The sequence below is a fragment of the Wolbachia endosymbiont of Drosophila tristis genome, from assembly GCF_028981745.1.
Lineage (GTDB): Bacteria > Pseudomonadota > Alphaproteobacteria > Rickettsiales > Anaplasmataceae > Wolbachia > Wolbachia pipientis.
Genome location: NZ_JAPQLN010000114.1, coordinates 1 through 17,477 on the forward strand (window position 1 = coordinate 1; position 17,477 = coordinate 17,477).

At 35.7% G+C, this 17,477-nt stretch carries 15 protein-coding genes and 1 tRNA gene; 2 read left to right on the forward strand and 14 right to left on the reverse strand.

Going from position 1 to position 17,477, the window contains the following annotated elements; genetic code table 11:
• Position 1: 1 nt before the first annotated feature.
• From tuf to OZD64_RS06445, 5 genes are all read right to left on the reverse strand, one after another.
• On the reverse strand, positions 2–1,174 hold the full coding sequence (gene tuf, locus OZD64_RS06425; RefSeq protein ID WP_274999543.1) for an elongation factor Tu: 1,173 nt from the start codon (positions 1,172–1,174) through the stop codon (positions 2–4).
• 11 nt (positions 1,175–1,185) lie between these two features.
• Complete coding sequence (gene fusA / locus OZD64_RS06430) at positions 1,186–3,261, reverse strand: elongation factor G (protein ID WP_010962308.1); 2,076 nt, start codon at positions 3,259–3,261, stop codon at positions 1,186–1,188.
• 21 nt (positions 3,262–3,282) lie between these two features.
• Positions 3,283–3,762 carry a 30S ribosomal protein S7 gene (gene rpsG / locus OZD64_RS06435; RefSeq protein ID WP_007549313.1) on the reverse strand — a complete coding sequence of 160 codons (480 nt, stop codon included), beginning with the start codon at positions 3,760–3,762 and terminating at the stop codon, positions 3,283–3,285.
• Positions 3,763–3,767: 5 nt separating this feature from the next.
• Positions 3,768–4,142 (reverse strand): 30S ribosomal protein S12, encoded by a 375-nt coding sequence (gene rpsL, locus OZD64_RS06440; RefSeq protein ID WP_006279787.1) that lies wholly within the window; start codon positions 4,140–4,142, stop codon positions 3,768–3,770.
• Positions 4,143–4,667: 525 nt separating this feature from the next.
• Positions 4,668–4,820 (reverse strand): hypothetical protein, encoded by a 153-nt coding sequence (locus OZD64_RS06445; RefSeq protein ID WP_007549315.1) that lies wholly within the window; start codon positions 4,818–4,820, stop codon positions 4,668–4,670.
• A 364-nt stretch (positions 4,821–5,184) separates the two neighbouring features.
• Here OZD64_RS06445 and prmC point away from each other — a divergent pair, with 364 nt between their 5' ends.
• Positions 5,185–6,024 (forward strand): peptide chain release factor N(5)-glutamine methyltransferase, encoded by an 840-nt coding sequence (gene prmC / locus OZD64_RS06450; RefSeq protein ID WP_274999544.1) that lies wholly within the window; start codon positions 5,185–5,187, stop codon positions 6,022–6,024.
• A gap of 164 nt (positions 6,025–6,188) precedes the next feature.
• Here prmC and OZD64_RS06455 read toward each other — a convergent pair whose 3' ends face one another.
• From OZD64_RS06455 to OZD64_RS06490, 8 genes are all read right to left on the reverse strand, one after another.
• Positions 6,189–7,037 (reverse strand): P44/Msp2 family outer membrane protein, encoded by an 849-nt coding sequence (locus tag OZD64_RS06455; protein ID WP_274999545.1) that lies wholly within the window; start codon positions 7,035–7,037, stop codon positions 6,189–6,191.
• Between the two features lie 121 nt (positions 7,038–7,158).
• The gene (locus OZD64_RS06460; RefSeq protein ID WP_274999546.1) at positions 7,159–9,162 is read right to left on the reverse strand and encodes a type IV secretory system conjugative DNA transfer family protein; all 2,004 of its coding nucleotides are present in this window, start codon (positions 9,160–9,162) and stop codon (positions 7,159–7,161) included.
• Between the two features lie 30 nt (positions 9,163–9,192).
• Complete coding sequence (virB11, locus tag OZD64_RS06465) at positions 9,193–10,185, reverse strand: P-type DNA transfer ATPase VirB11 (protein WP_010962302.1); 993 nt, start codon at positions 10,183–10,185, stop codon at positions 9,193–9,195.
• A gap of 1 nt (position 10,186) precedes the next feature.
• A complete protein-coding gene (locus OZD64_RS06470; RefSeq protein WP_010962301.1) occupies positions 10,187–11,647 on the reverse strand; it encodes a TrbI/VirB10 family protein in 1,461 nt (486 codons plus the stop codon).
• Positions 11,648–11,663: 16 nt separating this feature from the next.
• Positions 11,664–12,464 carry a P-type conjugative transfer protein VirB9 gene (virB9, locus tag OZD64_RS06475; protein ID WP_174515708.1) on the reverse strand — a complete coding sequence of 267 codons (801 nt, stop codon included), beginning with the start codon at positions 12,462–12,464 and terminating at the stop codon, positions 11,664–11,666.
• Positions 12,451–13,131, reverse strand: coding sequence for a VirB8 family type IV secretion system protein (locus tag OZD64_RS06480; protein ID WP_274999547.1), 681 nt, complete (start codon positions 13,129–13,131; stop codon positions 12,451–12,453). The genes virB9 and OZD64_RS06480 overlap by 14 nt, the downstream gene beginning before the upstream one ends.
• Positions 13,132–13,203: 72 nt before the next feature.
• Positions 13,204–14,286 (reverse strand): GTP cyclohydrolase II, encoded by a 1,083-nt coding sequence (locus tag OZD64_RS06485; RefSeq protein ID WP_010082649.1) that lies wholly within the window; start codon positions 14,284–14,286, stop codon positions 13,204–13,206.
• A 29-nt stretch (positions 14,287–14,315) separates the two neighbouring features.
• Positions 14,316–14,403 (reverse strand) — tRNA-Leu (locus OZD64_RS06490).
• Between the two features lie 190 nt (positions 14,404–14,593).
• Between OZD64_RS06490 and OZD64_RS06495 the strand changes: the two genes are divergently transcribed.
• Positions 14,594–15,868, forward strand: coding sequence for a metallophosphoesterase (locus OZD64_RS06495; protein ID WP_022626184.1), 1,275 nt, complete (start codon positions 14,594–14,596; stop codon positions 15,866–15,868).
• Positions 15,869–15,895: 27 nt separating this feature from the next.
• Here the strand turns inward: OZD64_RS06495 and dnaA are convergent, their stop codons facing one another.
• A complete protein-coding gene (gene dnaA, locus OZD64_RS06500) occupies positions 15,896–17,278 on the reverse strand; it encodes a chromosomal replication initiator protein DnaA (RefSeq protein WP_274999548.1) in 1,383 nt (460 codons plus the stop codon).
• Positions 17,279–17,477 lie beyond the last annotated feature (199 nt).

The following is a 17,477-nucleotide window of genomic DNA, read 5'->3' on the forward strand; positions in this document are numbered from 1 at the left end:
CTCACTCCAAAATTTCAGAAACAACACCAGAACCAACAGTTCTACCGCCTTCTCTTATCGCAAAACGCAATCCCTTATCCATTGCTATCGGTACTTGCAATTCTACTTCTACACTCACATTATCTCCTGGCATTACCATCTCCTTCCCATCTAGCAATTTTATGCTCCCAGTTACATCCGTTGTCCTTAAATAAAACTGTGGCTGGTAATTCGCAAAAAATGGTGTATGCCTTCCTCCTTCCTCTTTCTTTAATATATAAACCTCCGCCTTAAACTTTCTATGCGGTGTTATCGTCCCCGGTTTCGCTAATACTTGCCCTCTCTCCACTTCTTCTCTTTTTGTTCCTCTTAACAATATTCCTACATTGAGTCCTGCACTTCCCTTATCCAGCAACTTCTTAAACATCTCAACACCTGTGCATATCGTCTTTTGCGTCGCTTTCAGACCTATTATCTCTATCTCTTCTCCCGTCTTTATCTCTCCCTTCTCTATTCTTCCTGTTACCACTGTTCCTCGCCCCGATATCGAAAATACATCTTCGATTGGCAATAAAAATGGTAAATCCACAGGCCTTGGTGGAACCGCTACATATTCATCTAACTTTTCCATCAATTTATCTATTGATTTCTTTCCATATTCGCTGCTGTCATCCTCCAGCGCCTTGAGCGCTGAACCAACCACCACAGGCACTTCATCCCCTGGAAATCCGTATTTACTCAGTAATTCCCTCACTTCCATTTCTACTAAATCTATCATATCAGCATCAGCAACATCAGCTTTATTTATATACACCACGATATATCCAACATCTACCTGCTTCGCCAGCAATATATGCTCTCTCGTTTGTGGCATTGGCCCATCAACCCCCGACACTACCAATATCGCCGCATCCATCTGTGCTGCACCTACTATCATGTTCTTTACATAGTCAGCGTGTCCAGGACAATCAACGTGTGCATAATGCCTTTTCTCTGTCTGATACTCAACATGCGCTGTTGCTATCGTTATCCCCCTCTTCCTTTCTTCTGGCGCTTTGTCTATCTGATCGTACGCTACAAAATTTCCATAATGCTTCGTTATCGCCGCTGTTAACGTCGTCTTCCCATGATCCACATGTCCTATTGTTCCCACATTTACATGCGGCTTTCCAAATGCTTCCACTACTGCTGTCATAATTATTACCCTTAATTATACTCTAACTTTAACTCATCAACCACATATTGTGGCACTTGCTCATAACAAGAAAAATGCATACTATACTGCGCCCTTCCCTGAGACATAGAACGCAAAACGTTGATATAACCAAACATATTTGCAAGAGGTACCGAAGCAGTAATTATTTTACTATTATTACCTAAATCGAGCATATCAGCAACATTTCCTCTTCTACTATTTATATCACCCATAACATCACCCATATATTCTTCAGGAGTAATGATTTCAACTTTCATTATAGGCTCCAGCATTTTTGGACCAGCTTTATTTGCCATCTCTTTAAAAGCACCTTTAGCAGCAAGTTCAAAAGCTAAAGGACTAGAATCAACCTCATGAAAAGCACCATCAAGAAGGGTAGCCTTAAAATCAATCAACGGAAATCCCGAAATTATACCACCTTCTTTTATCAACTCCAAGCCATTTTCTACCCCAGGAATATACTCTTTTGGAATAGCACCACCTACAATTTTACTTTCAAATTGAAACCCAGAACCAGGCTCAAGAGGTTCAAATTTTATTTTAACCTTAGCAAACTGACCAGCTCCACCAGATTGTTTTTTATGAGTGTAATCAATTTCAACAGATTTAGTGATAGTTTCACGATATGCAACCTGAGGAGCACCGACGTTAGCCTCAACGTTAAATTCGCGCTTCATTCTATCAACAATAATCTCAAGATGGAGCTCACCCATGCCTTTCAATATAGTCTGGCCACTTTCCGCATTTACTGACATTCTCAAAGAAGGATCTTCTGCAACCAACCTATTTAGAGCAATACCTAATTTTTCCTGATCTGAAGTGGTTTTAGGTTCTACAGCAATTTCAATAACAGGCTCAGGAAATTCCATACGCTCCAATAATATAGGAAAATCAACAGAACATAAAGTATCTCCGGTGGTTGTTTTCTTTAGCCCAACTAAAGCAACTATATCTCCAGCCCTAGCCTCAGTTATATCTTCTCGGTTATTTGCATGCATAAGTAACATTCTGCCAATCCCTTCAGTTTCGTTTTTTAACGCATTTGAAACGGTAGATTTAGACTTTAATTTACCAGAATAAATACGGATAAACGTCAAGCTGCCTACAAATTTATCCGTCATCACTTTAAATGCAAGAGCAACAAATTTCTCTTTTTCTGAAGGTTTGACCTCAATTTTCTTTTCTGAATCTTTAGGATCAATTCCAACAATTACATCAACATCAATAGGAGAAGGTAAAAAGTCAACCACACCATCTAAAAGTGGTTGTACGCCTTTATTTTTAAAAGCTGATCCACATAACACAGGAACAAATTTTCCTTTAATGGTCCCATTTCTCACGCATTTTTTCAGTAAATCCACTGGCAGATCATTAGACTCAAAGTAAGTATTCATCGCTTCATCATCCATCTCAGCTGCAGCATCTAATAAAAGATTTCGATATTCTTGAGCCTTATCAAGCAAATCAGAAGGAATATCTTCATAAGAAAATTTAGCGCCCAACGTTTCTTCTTGCCATATAATGGCTTTCATAGAAATAAGGTCAATTATACCTTTGAAATCTTTCTCACTCCCTATTGGTAAATGAATAACTAAAGGTGCTGCACCAAGCTTCGTCTTTATCATATCAACACATCGATAAAAATTTGCCCCTATTCTATCCATCTTATTAACAAAGCAGATACGAGGAACGCTATATTTATCAGCTTGACGCCACACTGTCTCAGATTGAGGTTCAACTCCAGCAACTCCATCAAATACAGCAACTGCACCATCCAAAACCCTTAAAGATCTCTCAACTTCAATAGTGAAATCAACGTGACCAGGAGTGTCTATTATATTGACCCTATGATCATTCCAAAAACATGTTGTTGCAGCAGATGTGATTGTAATACCACGCTCTTTTTCCTGCTCCATCCAATCCATAGAAGCTGCACCATCGTGCACTTCACCAATTCTATTTTGCTTACCAGTATAAAATAAAATACGCTCTGTTGTGGTAGTCTTACCAGCATCTATGTGAGCCATTATCCCTATATTTCTGTATTTAGATATTCCAATTTCCATATCACAATTAATTAGCTAACATTAAAAACGAAGATGAGAAAATGCCTTATTAGCTTCAGCCATTTTATATTTTTCTTCGCACATCTTAAACGCACCACCGCGTTTATTATAAGCATCCAGTATTTCAGATTGCAAACAATCAACAGTGGTTTTTCCACTCTTTTTTCGAGCAGCAGAAGTTGCTTTAGCAATCCACCTTAACGCTAAAGAAACCGCTCTATCTTGTCGAACTTCAACAGGTACTTGATAAGTTGCACCACCAATGCGTCGAGAACGCACTTCTATAGAAGGAGTAACATTTCCTACTGCTGTCTCAAAAATTGATAACCCACCTTCGCCTATTTTCTTTTCAGCTAAAGACAAAGCGTCATAGATAATCTTTTCTGCAGTAGATTTTTTACCACATTTCATGATTGTATTAATGAAACGCATCAGCAAAACACTGCCGTAACGCGAATCAGGACTTATTTCTCTTTTTTTTGCTTTATTCCGACGAGCCATAAACTTTAACCAGATTTCTTTACACCATATTTTGAACGAGCTTTCTTTCGATTTTGCACACCACGCAGATCAAGGGCACCTCTTATTATGTGATAACGCACACCTGGCAAATCTTTAACCCGCCCACCACGTATCAAAACAACAGAGTGTTCTTGTAAATTATGACCTTCACCAGGTATATAAGCCGTCACTTCACCATACCCACTAATTTTTACTCTGGCTACTTTACGGAGTGCTGAGTTAGGCTTTCTAGGAGTTGTAGTATACACCTTAGTGCAAACACCTCTCCTTTGAGGGTTGCTTTCTCCCAAAGCTGGTACCTTTTTCTTATGGGTCAATCCTAATCTACCCTTACGTATTAATTGATTTATCGTAGGCATATGTTATAAACTCAAGCTCATTAAAATAACTAAGTTTTTAGTTATAAAATAATAAACCTCAATAGTCAATATAAAAATAAACATTACTACTCTAATAATTAAGCTCAACTGCCTTGAAAGCCATCAGTAGACTTCTTGCACTACCTCCCAAGCCACAACTGTCATTCAGTAGAAACGAAAAAACTTACTTGACACCCTTCGCCAGCCCCATTATCATGGTACTGAAGGTATTCATTTATCTTCAATCTGTGCAGATTAAATGACAACAGTATTACGTAATTGGCGTCTTATTTTTAATTTTTTGCACTATGCACACTTTACTTCTTCACAACATTTCTGGGTTTTTACCTATATAAGCTGAAACGCGCTTATAAAGCGTTTAAGACAGTATAGTACGCCAATTTGCAGGATTAGAGAGTGACAACTAGCTAATACGGGATATCTTTTGCCTTTTTTTTGCTTAGTAAATTTCTTAAACATTTAAACTAAGGTGAGTTGCATTTAAAAGCAGCTAAATTGCAGTGTTTAAGACTTAAAAAACGCCAATACTGAAAATAGACAATGACTAGGGCTTCTTTTGCCTTTTTTTTGTTTGGTAAATTTCTTAATATTTATGGCAACATGAACTGGGCAGGAAGGTGTCATTCCAGTGCTTGACACTGGAATCCAGTTTTCCATATAATCTCATCGAAAATGTTGTAACCACTTTCTGTGCTAGTTTGCTTGCTTACAAGCAAACTTTTCTGGATCTCAGTGTCTGGGCACTGGGATGACAGGAGAAGGTACTAGGATGACACCCTGACCTCGTCGTCCCGCTACGTGTTAGCGGAATCTAGAGATACCGTGACGGTATGACGTAAAGCTCGCATTAGCTATACTTTTATGCTCACCAACTTAGCTGGATCCAAGTAGTCAAGCTACTTGGATCTGCAAATTGCAATGTTCGTACAGCTGCGTGCTTGACACTGGGATTTAGTGCAGCTACCCTAAACTGGAAGCTCATCTTGCTATTTTTGGCTGAAAGAAACATATTTTTAGAATAATGGAAACAATCAGCACTTTAATTCAAGAAGGATCGGAGTTATTATCGTCACATAAAGTTGAATCACCACATTTAGATTGTGAAATCATCATGCAGCACGTACTTGGAGTGGAAAGATCATTTATAATTGTGAACCATGCTGATCAAGTGCCGATGGAGAAAGAACTTTTATTTTGGAAATTAACAAAAAAAAGAGCGGAAAGATATCCAATATCGCAAATAATAGGTAATCGTGAATTCTGGAGTAAAAATTTTATAGTTAACCAGCATGTTTTAGATCCAAGGCCAGATAGTGAAACAATAATCCTAGCAGTGTTAAAATATTACCCAAACAAAAAACAGAAACTAAAAATTGCAGATTTTGGTACAGGCACAGGTTGTTTATTGATATCCGTACTTAGTGAGTATGAATATGCTGTTGGCGTCGGTTTTGAAAAAAGCTTGGAAGCATATAAAGTTGCCTATCAGAACACAAAAAAACATGATCTTCTCAGCAGAGCCAAAATATTTCCAAGTTCGTGGACAGAGTGCAGAGGTTCATTCGATCTTATAATCAGTAATCCTCCATATATTAAAAGAAGCAAATTGAAAGACTTGCAAGCTGAAGTGCAAAAGGAACCAAGAATTGCCCTTGATGGTGGTATTGATGGTTTGAGCTGTTACTTGAGCATTTTTCCAATATTGAGAAAGTGCCTTAAAAAAAATGGGTTTGCGATATTGGAGATAGGTGAAGATCAAAGCAATATTGACAAAATAATCCCCTCATACGAATTAGCTTTTCAGGAATATGTATATGACTTAGCGGGAATGAAGAGATGCATTGTTGTGAAAAGAACATAGCTAATGTTTTTTTGCCTTCATCCCATATTATCCTATATCATCCCAGTACCCTCTACCTAGTCATCCAAGTAGCGTGACTATTTGGATCTATATTTAACTAGATCCTATGGTCAAGCCATAGGACGACAGGAACGGTTTTATGCATTTTTTAAAGGGCAACATGTTTAAGCTTTGCTGGCAAAATGGAAAGTAAGACCAGCCTCTATACCGTGTGTGTGAAATAGTTGATTACCTATATTTATTTCCTCAGTTACTTTGCTACCTGAGCTAGGATTAAGCTTCTTTTTTTTATCATTATTAGGGTCGTCTACCACTTGTCCTAACCTTTTTGCTGTAAGCTTAATATCGCTACCAATAGCACCAAAACCTCTATATCCGATATGCATATTTACATCTTCGTTTATGCGATAGTCAAAGCCAGCTTTTAATTGACCTGCGGGTCTTATTGACGGTTTTTCAAACATCGTCATTCTTGTTGCACCGATCCCAATACCAACGTAAGGAGAAAAAGAGAAACGGTCACTTTTCCAATGATGATAAACATTTGCCATTACAGATATGTTCTCAATTTGGTCATGACTAACTGCAGCACTATAGAGATAAGTTTCTTTATCAGGATCCTCACCAGTCTCCTTTAGGTATGAAACAGTTATTTGGCTACTTGTTAAACCAATATTATCCACTTTTACAGAAGAATACATCCCTTCCAATTCAGCCCTATAGCTGTTGTTACCCAATTCCCCTGTGTAACCAAATACCACATTTGCAGCAAAAGGTGGATTATAATCTCCTTTATACTCACTTAGTGACTGACCTTCTGTGTTCTGAGCACCCCTGTCATTTATAGACAAATTTTTGATACCTGTAGTGCTTGTTTTTAGTACGCTTGTGTTATTTAAATATTGACCGTAATACCCACTACCAAAGTAAAACCCTTCTGTTTCACTTGCAAAAGATTGTTGTGACAACAATAAAGCAAATGCTGTAACCGCTAATGTTTTTTTACTAATCATTACTACTCCCCTAGTTAAAATAGCTAATCTAATACTAATTAATTAAAAATGGCTTAATATGAAAAACCTAATTATTTGCATAACTTGCACTTTTCTGAGCTAAAAATAGGCAAAGTTAACCTTACTTCTCGTCATTTTTTAATTTATCCTCATCTTCAAATTCATCCTCCTCTTCTTCGTCATCAAACCCATCATCGCTCCTATCCTCATCTTCCTCGTCATCATCTTCAAACTTATCGTCGATATCTTCATCATCAATATCTTCGTCTGCAAATTCATCTGATTCATCATATACTGCATCTTCGGTTTTAGTTTCAGCAGGATAATCAACTGAATTAGGTCCCTCAAGAACATTATTCCCCTCGTTATTAACCTTATCTTTGCTCGCAGCGGCAGAAAGAACTTTGTTTGGGTCATATGGTTCTTGTGTAGGCACACGAGTTTGTTTGAGCAGCCTTCTTGTGAAGGTGGTATCACTGTAGTACAAAATTTTCTTTGATTTAATTGGGTAAGTCGACTCTATTAAAATTATCTGATCGTCACGTGGCAACATAATAACTTCTTGAGGCAATAGCAATGCTCTCTGTATTTCAGAGATATGTAATGACCTTGAAGCAGGATTTAAATCTAAAAATTTAGGCTTATTCAACGATTCTTGTTGTACAGTTTTGTTTCCTATAAGTTGCGATATTAAATTAGCTGTTTCAATATTATTGGCTGCAAAAGTTATTCTGTAAGTCGAGTTTGACAAAAAGGAGTTCATCCCTGCTTCTTCGTATATTCCTTTGAGCTGCTCAGTATCTTGAACAATTAAGAATAACCTAACTCGATAACCACGAAAATATGCAATACCTGTTTGAAATTGCTCCATTTTTCCAAGTGTAGGAAACTCATCCATTAAAAACAATACGCCATAAGGCTCGTCATCCGATGGCAATTTTCTACATAAAAACTCAGTTGCCTGTTGGTAAAAAACCTGCATTAAAGGCCTGAGCCTAGTCAAGTTGTCAGGAGTTAAACCAACATAAACTGTAATTTTCTTCTTTTTAAAATCTAGAATATTAAAATCACTTGACGCAGTTGCAGTATCAATCAATGGGTTTACCCACAATTCAAGTGATGAGTTCATGGTTGATACAACACCTGACCTTTCTTTATCAGCTTTTTGTAAAAAAGCTGCAATATTCATATATGCTACAGGGTGTAGTATTTTACCCATTGTATCAAGAGCAACAGCAAGATTATAAACCACGTCATCACTACGCATCGTACGCACAACTTCACCAAAAGATTTAACTTTCTCTGGTGCAGCAAGTAAGTATAATACCACTCCAACAAATAAGCTTCTTGCTTCATTCTGCCAAAAGTCTTGTTCAGGCATGATTAGGTTAGCTATTTTCTGCACATCGTCAACCATCTGCCCAGGTTTTTCACTAATCCATTGTAATGGATTGTAACAGTGACTTATTCCATCTGGCTGCGCTGGATTCCATACGTATACTTTTTGTCCTTGTCGTTCTCGCCAACCACTTGTTATTTCATAGTTTTCTAATTTTATGTCGTGTACAATTACCGAGTCAGTCCAAAATAATAAATTAGGAATTACAAAGCCAACACCCTTACCAGAACCTGTAGGTGCAAATAACAATGCATGCTGAAACCTATCAGAAATGAAGTATCCTCTTTTATCTTTACCAAGCAATAATCCCTTTTTGCTTCTTAATCCTGCTTTTCGTATGTCTTTCTCTGATGCCCACTGCGAATCTCCATGAAGTGATTCCTTCTTTTTAAATGGTCGCCACTCAATTATCCTTTCTCTTAAATTCCATAAGATAATCATTAAAACAATGATAGGCAGTGCAGAAGATATAATTAATGTGATTTTGAGCTCAAGGCTATATAACTCTGGATGATGCCAACAATATTGTATATGATCAAAAATCGTTGGCCAAAGAGCTTGAGGGAAAGGCGTCAAACTAGGATTAATTGCCTTAAAATCCACAGCATCCGGACCATCAGCAAACAGAACAAACAATATACCAGATAGATAGAAGCAAAACTCAAGTACGCTAAAAGCTACTACACCTTCTATGAGAATATTACGTAGGTGATTTCTATTACTCATAAACTACTCTTCCTTAACTTATGTATAAATTTAAGCATTTTCGCTCGCAGATCTAGTAAATAATATCTCAGAAATGCTTCTTTTGCCCCCACCGGTTCTTTTTAGCTGAATAACAATATCAATCACATTTCTAATGTATGGTATAATTTGGTCTGGAGGAATGCCAAGGTTTGCTTGCATAACCATCAGTTTTATTTGCTCAAGGGCCATTGTTGGACTATCCGCATGAAGGGTTGATATTGATCCAGGGTGACCAGTATTTATCGCCCTAAGAAAACTAAAAGCTTCCGCTCCACGGAGCTCACCAACTATTATTCTGTCTGGCCTTAAACGTAAGCACGCTTCTATCAAATCTTGAGTGGTTACTTTTGCTCTGCCCTGCCCTCCTTTAGAGGCAATTAGATGGACTTTATTGGGATGATCGTTCAAAACGATTTCCCTTGCATCCTCAACAGTAATAATTCTTTCCTCATCTGGAATAGCACGCAAAGTAGCATTAGTAAAAGTAGTCTTACCAGTGGAAGTTCCACCACTAATTATAATATTTTTCTTACTTATTACAGCGTATTCTAAAAACTCTTTTATTTTTTTTTGCCTTAACAATAAATCCAAATGACGGTCAACTGGATTATCAGTTGCTTCTGTAACAGTTTCAGAAAAAGCCCCCATTTTTTCGTAATCATCGAGTGCTAACTGCATGCTAGAAGGCTTACGAATCGACATGACTACTTTATCAGGTTCACATGCTGGCGGAAATACTATCTGTATACGATAACCATTTGGTAATGTTGCCGAAAGTAACGGCGCTTCTTCGCTAAGTTTTTGTTCTGTAGCTTGAGCAATCAGTCTGCCAAGAGATTTCAAATGGTTAAGATCGAATACTTCTAATTTTTCACACCTTATTTCACCGCGATTTTCAATCCATACTTCCTTTGGCTTATTTATTGATATTTCATTTACGCCTTCTTCTTGAAATATGCCTTGTAATGGCTCCAAATATGTATCAAGTGCAGCATAGTTCATTTCATTGATTTAATATTGCCTGTGGAGGAAATACTATATCTTGGTTAACAAATACTTTCAATGCAGTGCCTTGATCAACATAAATAGTTGGTTTTTTATCTGTATATCTGCCCACTACATCCCGCATATCTTTAGAAAAATCCTCGATTGATTTCCCGATTGCTTCATCATAAACAGACTTGCTTTTTCTTTGAATTTGTTCTAACAGTTGATTTACAATTTCCAGGCTTATATTTACCTCGTCTTCTTCAATTCCTAGTGCTTTTGCTATTTCCTCTTTCATTATTTTTAGTAAATCTTGTCTGCTTTTGGCACTCCGAATTCTTCCGATAGCCCCAAGGCCTAATTTCCATTTGTCACTAGATATCTTCTTTTCTGGGTCAATAATGAGTTGGAGAGAAGAAAAATCTATTTCGGTTGCAGTGATAGACTTTACTGCATCTCTGACAGTTAGCGTATCAACAAGATTAGAAGCCTTTTGCCCTATAACAGCAGAACCAATCGAAACACCAGCAAGTGTCACCGAAGAGAATAACGCACTTACTATTTTGTTATCAACTATTCCTGCTATTCCTGCTCTACCAAGCTCGTCAGTACTAAGTGATGAGATTGCAATATCTATTCCATGTGGCAGAATCACTCTATTCCAGTTTATATTTACACGAGATTTAGCAACATTCGAGTCAAATGAATAACTGCCTATCAATCTTGAGCCTTTAGGTATTAAAACTGTATCACCAGTTTCTGCATAAACATCTCTACTCACCATAGCACGCAGCATTCCTTGCAGATCAGAGTTTATTGCAGTTTCAAGAACAGCATCAATAATTTTACCTTGAGTAATCATTAAACCAAGCTTTCCTACTCTGGTAGCTTTGCTCGATTGTGCTGAAGTGTCGGATAAAATAGCATCAGCAGCCTTGTTCTCTCCACTACCACCTGAAATTGTCAACATCTGTGCACTACGTCTGTCTCTAGGATAACCGCCACCCCCTATTGTAGGAAACGAGGTAGGTAAATTGCCCATAACATTACTAGAAGGAAAATTTTGCTTTGGCAAAATAGGTATATTTGACACAGGAGTTTCTTTTGGTTTCTCTTCTTCTTTTTTCATCACTTCTTCTTTTCTAATTTGTTTTATTTCTGGTATGATTAGTGGTGTAGGAAGAGGAGGTAAGGGTGGTAAGGGATCAGTTATTATTCTTTCAGGAACCATTACATTATCTGGAACTTGTTCCAACTTTCCTTTCAATTCTTGAACGTTTTGCTTTGTTTCCTCTTTTTTAATAACTTCTGAACCCTCTTTAGGAGAAGGACTAAAATAGAGATAATACACTCCACCAGCCAGAAGCACTAAAATAATGACCATCAATGCCCTATGACCTTGATTAGAGCCAACTGTTACTACCTTATTCTCTATTTCTGATTCATCTTCTGAATTGTTACGCCTTTCTTTATTCATATTGCATGTACCACAGCTAAAGTGACCTATTTATAATTTCAACTTCACCATCTTCATAACGCATAAATAGCTTTTTATGTACTCCTTTTATTATAACATAATCATCAAATAACAGCCTTTTACAAGGTTTATCCTCCCCTTCTACAAAAACCTGAGGTATTTTATTATTATTTCTAAATTTTAAATAGGTTAAATAACCATCATCAAATAACTCGATCGGAACTATATCCGCATTACCACCTTCATCAATATATGTATAATTGTACTTCGTATCATTTTCTTGTATTATTTTTTCTAGCTTGTCTGTAGTATATTGCATTTGAGTAGGTAAAGAAACCTCATCTAAATCAACATCAAATTCACCTTCTTCTTGAGGATAATAAAAACGTACTACGTAAGATATATCCTTTTCAGCAGAATAATCGTGATCTACTTTCTTAGCATCAGTATCCGGGTATTTATCGTAGTTTGGCCTTGAGATTAAATCAAAAATGTAATTTCTTTTTTTAGTTGTCGTAATAATCATGTTAGTGCGACTACTAACTTCAAATGGCATGATAAGCAATTTATTGTCATAAGGATTAATTTTCCAACTTGATGCATCACCAACAGCGATATTTTTAACTTTTTCTCCTTCCGCAAATTCAATATAAGAATAGTAACCCTGACTAAAAACCACCGTAAATACTTCATTAGGGCTATACACAAAAGTCTTTATTCTACTATCTATAGAAATAGGCTCATTATAATTAATGGATGCGTTTAAATTGCCACTTACAAGTAAAGCTAAAACTAATAATATCCTATACATATTCATCATCTACTCTATATGAAATAACTTGAAATCCTAATGGGTTAATATATCTTTGCTGATCATCCATTTCAAGCGATACATATCTATATGACATAATAACTATCTTATTTTTTCTCGTAGAACTTCCATCTTTCCGTGTAAATTCCACAAAAAATCTCACCTGAAGAGCATCGTTACCCAACTTTTGAATTGAGCGAATTTTAAATTCACTTTTGGTATCTGAATATAAATTAAAAAGATCATCCATATTCTGCGATCCTACATAATTTCTAAATTCATTATACACATCAGGTGAGGAAAACAACCTCACCTTTGTATAATAGTTATAATTATAATGATATGGATCAAAAACCTCCCTTGCTTTTATATACTCTGAAATAAAATAATCGTTTAGCGCTTCATCTGCAGAATACTGTTTTACTGTGACAGGATCAACCAATTGCACTATTCCTGATTTCTTGTCAATTTCTATAACAAATGGCTCAATAGTGCTACTTGTGCTAATTTTAAATATGACTAATATGCTGATAGAGATCGTTGCTAATAATATTAATGCAAATAAAAGTAGAATATTCCTTTGAGCAATAACTGTGCTGTAGCGGTTTGAATTCCAATTTATATCCTTATCTAAGGATTCAGTATTTTTTTCTCGCTTAAAAAATCTTAGCATTTTAGTATTCCTAAAAATCTTAACTTATGTTAATAAACATAGCAAATTAACAAAGTAGTTACAGCAAAAAAGCTAAAAAACTCTTAATCTATGGCCTAATTTACCAAACTTTGTCTCCATATATGAATCGTTATATTTATTACGTTCCACAATAAGTGGTAGACACTTTGTAACTCCTATACCACTACTTTCCAATTCTGACAATTTCCTATCATTGTTTGTAAGTAATTGGATTTTGTTAATGTTCAATTTCTTAAGCATTTTAGCTGCAACAGCAAAACTCCTTTCATCATCTTCAAAACCCAATATTCTATTTGCATCAACAGTATCAAGATTATGTCCTCTTTGCATACTGTACGCTCTTAACTTATTAGTTAAACCAATGCCTCTTCCATCTTGCATCAAATACAATATAATACCACTTCCAGAGTCAGCTATCATTTGAATTGCTTGATGTAACTGACTTCTGCAATCGCATGACAAGCTATCTAACAAGTCACCCGTATAGCACGAAGAATGAATTCTCACTAATGGTTCGTCATCTTTATCTGGATTGCCAATGATAATTGCATGATGTTCTCTTCCACCACTTTCGGTTCTATAAGATATGATATTTACTTCTTGAGTCTGTTTTAAAAATAATGATGTTTTGCACACTTCATATACATCCTGATTTTCTTGAAAATTATTTATGAATGACGTGTCCAGTGCAATAACGTCATTTTTCTCGCACCAATTTCGCATTTCATGGTTATTCTCAAAAGTCATATCAGCCACTAACGCGTATGGCAATAATTCTGAGAACTTAAGCAAGGCAATAGCACATTCATCTATTGTCTTTGAGCATTGCAACTCTTTTATGCAATCTTCCTTTGAACAGTTTATTAAATAGAGCAGTTCATCAAAATTATTCACCAACAGACGTTTGCTGTTATGTTCTTTATTCTGAGATATGTATTTTACCTTACTTGAAGTTAAAGTAACATATACATTACTTGATGTAAGCTTGTATTGATTAAATAAATCTCTTTCTAAAGCCTCAGCAGCAGCAAACAATAGGTAATTACTTTCATCATATATTACAATTGGCCGACCGCGCCTGATTTCGCTGATAGCTCTTTCTACCTTATTGCTACTCTGATTTCCTATAAACATTTTTACCCATATTAAACAGCGATAAAAACTGGTGCGGCCGAGAAGACTTGAACTTCCAAGGCCTTATGAGCCACAGCGACCTCAACGCTGCGTGTCTACCAATTCCACCACGGCCGCACTATATTCTAGTTTTTATATAATTATTTTAAATTACTTAATCATTTTAGAATTTTTCATCTAGAGTGTCAATCTGATACTAGAATAATTTAGAAATTGTTTGTATAATTTGATTATGAATTTTGTGATTATAAGTTTTAATCATTTAAGATAACCTTACTACTAATTTTTAACTTAGGTTTTTATACAAATGAATATAGCTAATATCTTTATTTTTTTAGCTCTCTCTCTTATAACTAGCTTTCATTTCGTCCATGCACAAATATTATACACATGGTCTCAAGTTATCCCAGAAAATAAACTAAGCATACGCGCAATTACGGACAATGACATGTGTCCCATTGTTTATGTTGATGGCGAGGAAACAGAAATGCTGAATCGCAGCTCAATTAACAATGGTGGTCATAACGAAACAGTTTGTGAACTGACAGTACAAACAAGTGCCAAAAACATTAGTATTGAGGATCTACGGGTTCCTATATTACCAAAAAAGGTTAATAAAATTGCTTTCATTGGTGACACGGGCTGTAGAATAAATATGTTATTTCAGCAGGAATGTAATTCGGTAGATAGCTGGCCTTTAAAAAAAAATTTAGATTCAATCGCCCTTCATAAACCAGATTTAATTATCCATGTTGGTGATTATCATTATAGACAAACAAAATGTAGAAATACAAAAAAGTGTGGCGATATTTATGGATATAATAAAGAAGTTTGGTACGCTGATTGGTTTGAGCCTGCAAAGGATATTTTATCACAATCCCCTTTCCTTTTTGTTCGTGGAAACCATGAGAGTTGTGATAGAGCTTATGAAGGATGGTTCAGGTATCTAGATTCATACCCCTTTTCGTCTGAAAAATGTGGAAACTTCGTTTCTAGTTGGTCCTTAGATGCTGGACCGATGAAATTTTTTATCTTCGACTCTTCATCCGGTGAGGATATTTTTACAACCCAAAGCACAATTGATGCTTTTGAGAGGCAATTTGATAAATTGATACAAAATAGTTCTGACAAGCCCATGTGGTTTTTAACTCATAAACCGCTTTGGAGATCTCCAAAAAAAGAATTTTTGACATTAAAAAGCCATGGTAATCTTACACAAATCGAAGCTTTTGGAGATAAATTTCCAAGCAATGTTACTACCATAGTTTCTGGCCACATTCATATAGCCCAGATTTTATTAATGGATAATGTTCCAGACCAAATTATAGTTGGAAACGGTGGTGCATCATTACACGCTCAAGATCAAGAATCTGTTTATCAAAATGTAGAATTTGACTATTCAAATGGTAAAAACTACTTAGCACACGAGGTTAGAAACTTTTTTGGCTTTGGCTTTGCAATACTAAATTTAGATGATCACGAATTTACCTTCTATAATCAACACAATAAGGAAATGTATTCTGCGAAGCTAACAGAAGATTTTAAACTTAAACGGATTAAAACTATAGTCGATTCATTTTAGGATTTGTTATTAGCTATTTTAAAAACGCTACTTAAACATTTTTTTTAATCGATTGATTTCATCAGCAAATTTTGAGTCGGTCTTTATAAAATTTTCTACTTGTTTTACTGCATGTATAACAGTAGCATGGTCTCTGCCACCAAAGTTTCTCCCAATATCTGGTAGGCTTTTTTGCGTAAATTTTTTGGCAAAATACATAGCTATTTGTCTTGGCCTTGCAAGACTGCGAAGCCTTCTATTGGATTGCATATCTGCAACCTTTATATTGAAAAATTCAGCTACTTTCTTTTGTATTTCTTCTATTGTGACTGACCTATGATTTGACCTAAGAAGATCGATTAGGGTTTCACTAGCTGATTCTACCGTCATACTTCTTCCAATTAATGAGGTATGGGTAACCTTATTTAATGCTCCTTCTAATTCTCTTATATTAGATTTTATGTTCCTTGCTAAAAACTCTAGGACATCTTTCGGAACATACATATTCATCTGCTCCACTTTTGCCTGCAATATACCAAGCCTTAATTCAAAAGTTGTTTCATTAATATCTGCCACCAACCCCCAACCGAGTCGTGATTTTATTCTTTCTTCCACTCCATCAAGATCACTAGGAGACCTATCAGCTGATATAACCAATTGTTTATTTTGGTCTATCAATGCATTGAAAGTGTGAAAAAATTCTTCTTGTGTACTATCTTTACCACTGATAAATTGCACATCATCTACCATCAATACATCTACTGATCTAAATTGCTCTTTAAATAACATAATATCTTTGCTTCGCAGCGCTGTAATATATTGGTACATGAATTTCTCTGCTGATAAATACACCACTTTTCTTTTTGCTGATGGGGAATTGACTATGTGCCAAGCTATAGCATGCATTAGATGTGTTTTACCAAGTCCCACTCCACCATATAGAAACAAAGGATTGCTGCCTAATATTGGATCTATAGATTCTGCCACACGCTTTGCCGCCGTAAATGCTAATTCATTTGGCTTTCCCACTACAAAATTATCAAAGGTGAACCTTGGATCCAGCGGCGAACCAAGATTATGATTACTTTCCTCTCTGTTTTTTAGTATAACATTAAAATTTGAATTCCTCTCCTCAATTACTTGAATATCAATAGAACGTATACTTTTATCTTCGCTTTGCCATAATGATAATATTTTTTTCATGTAATGAACTGTAATCCACTCTTTTATAAACCTTGTTGACACGGATAAAAGAACTTCCCCATTTCTGCTACTGACAAATTTTAGTGAACTCAGCCAGCTATTATATGTTGCTTCTCCATAAAGATTATAAAGACAATTTTGGATTTTTTCCCAAGTAACATTGTGATCCGTTGCTGTAATAATCTGATCAAAAAACATAGTAGAAACCTTAGGGCTAGTTAAGTTCATATACCACACCAAGAAAAAAGCAATAATTAGAAAATATAAGATAATCAATAGCTTACTGCAAAATGAAAAGCTAATACTACTTAATACATACTAAAAATTATGGTGATTTTTTGATGGGTTGTAAAGGGTATAAAAACATTAAAATTGATCATTTTTATTTCAAAAAAATGAAAAATTTGTAAATGTCGCTTGTATCGAG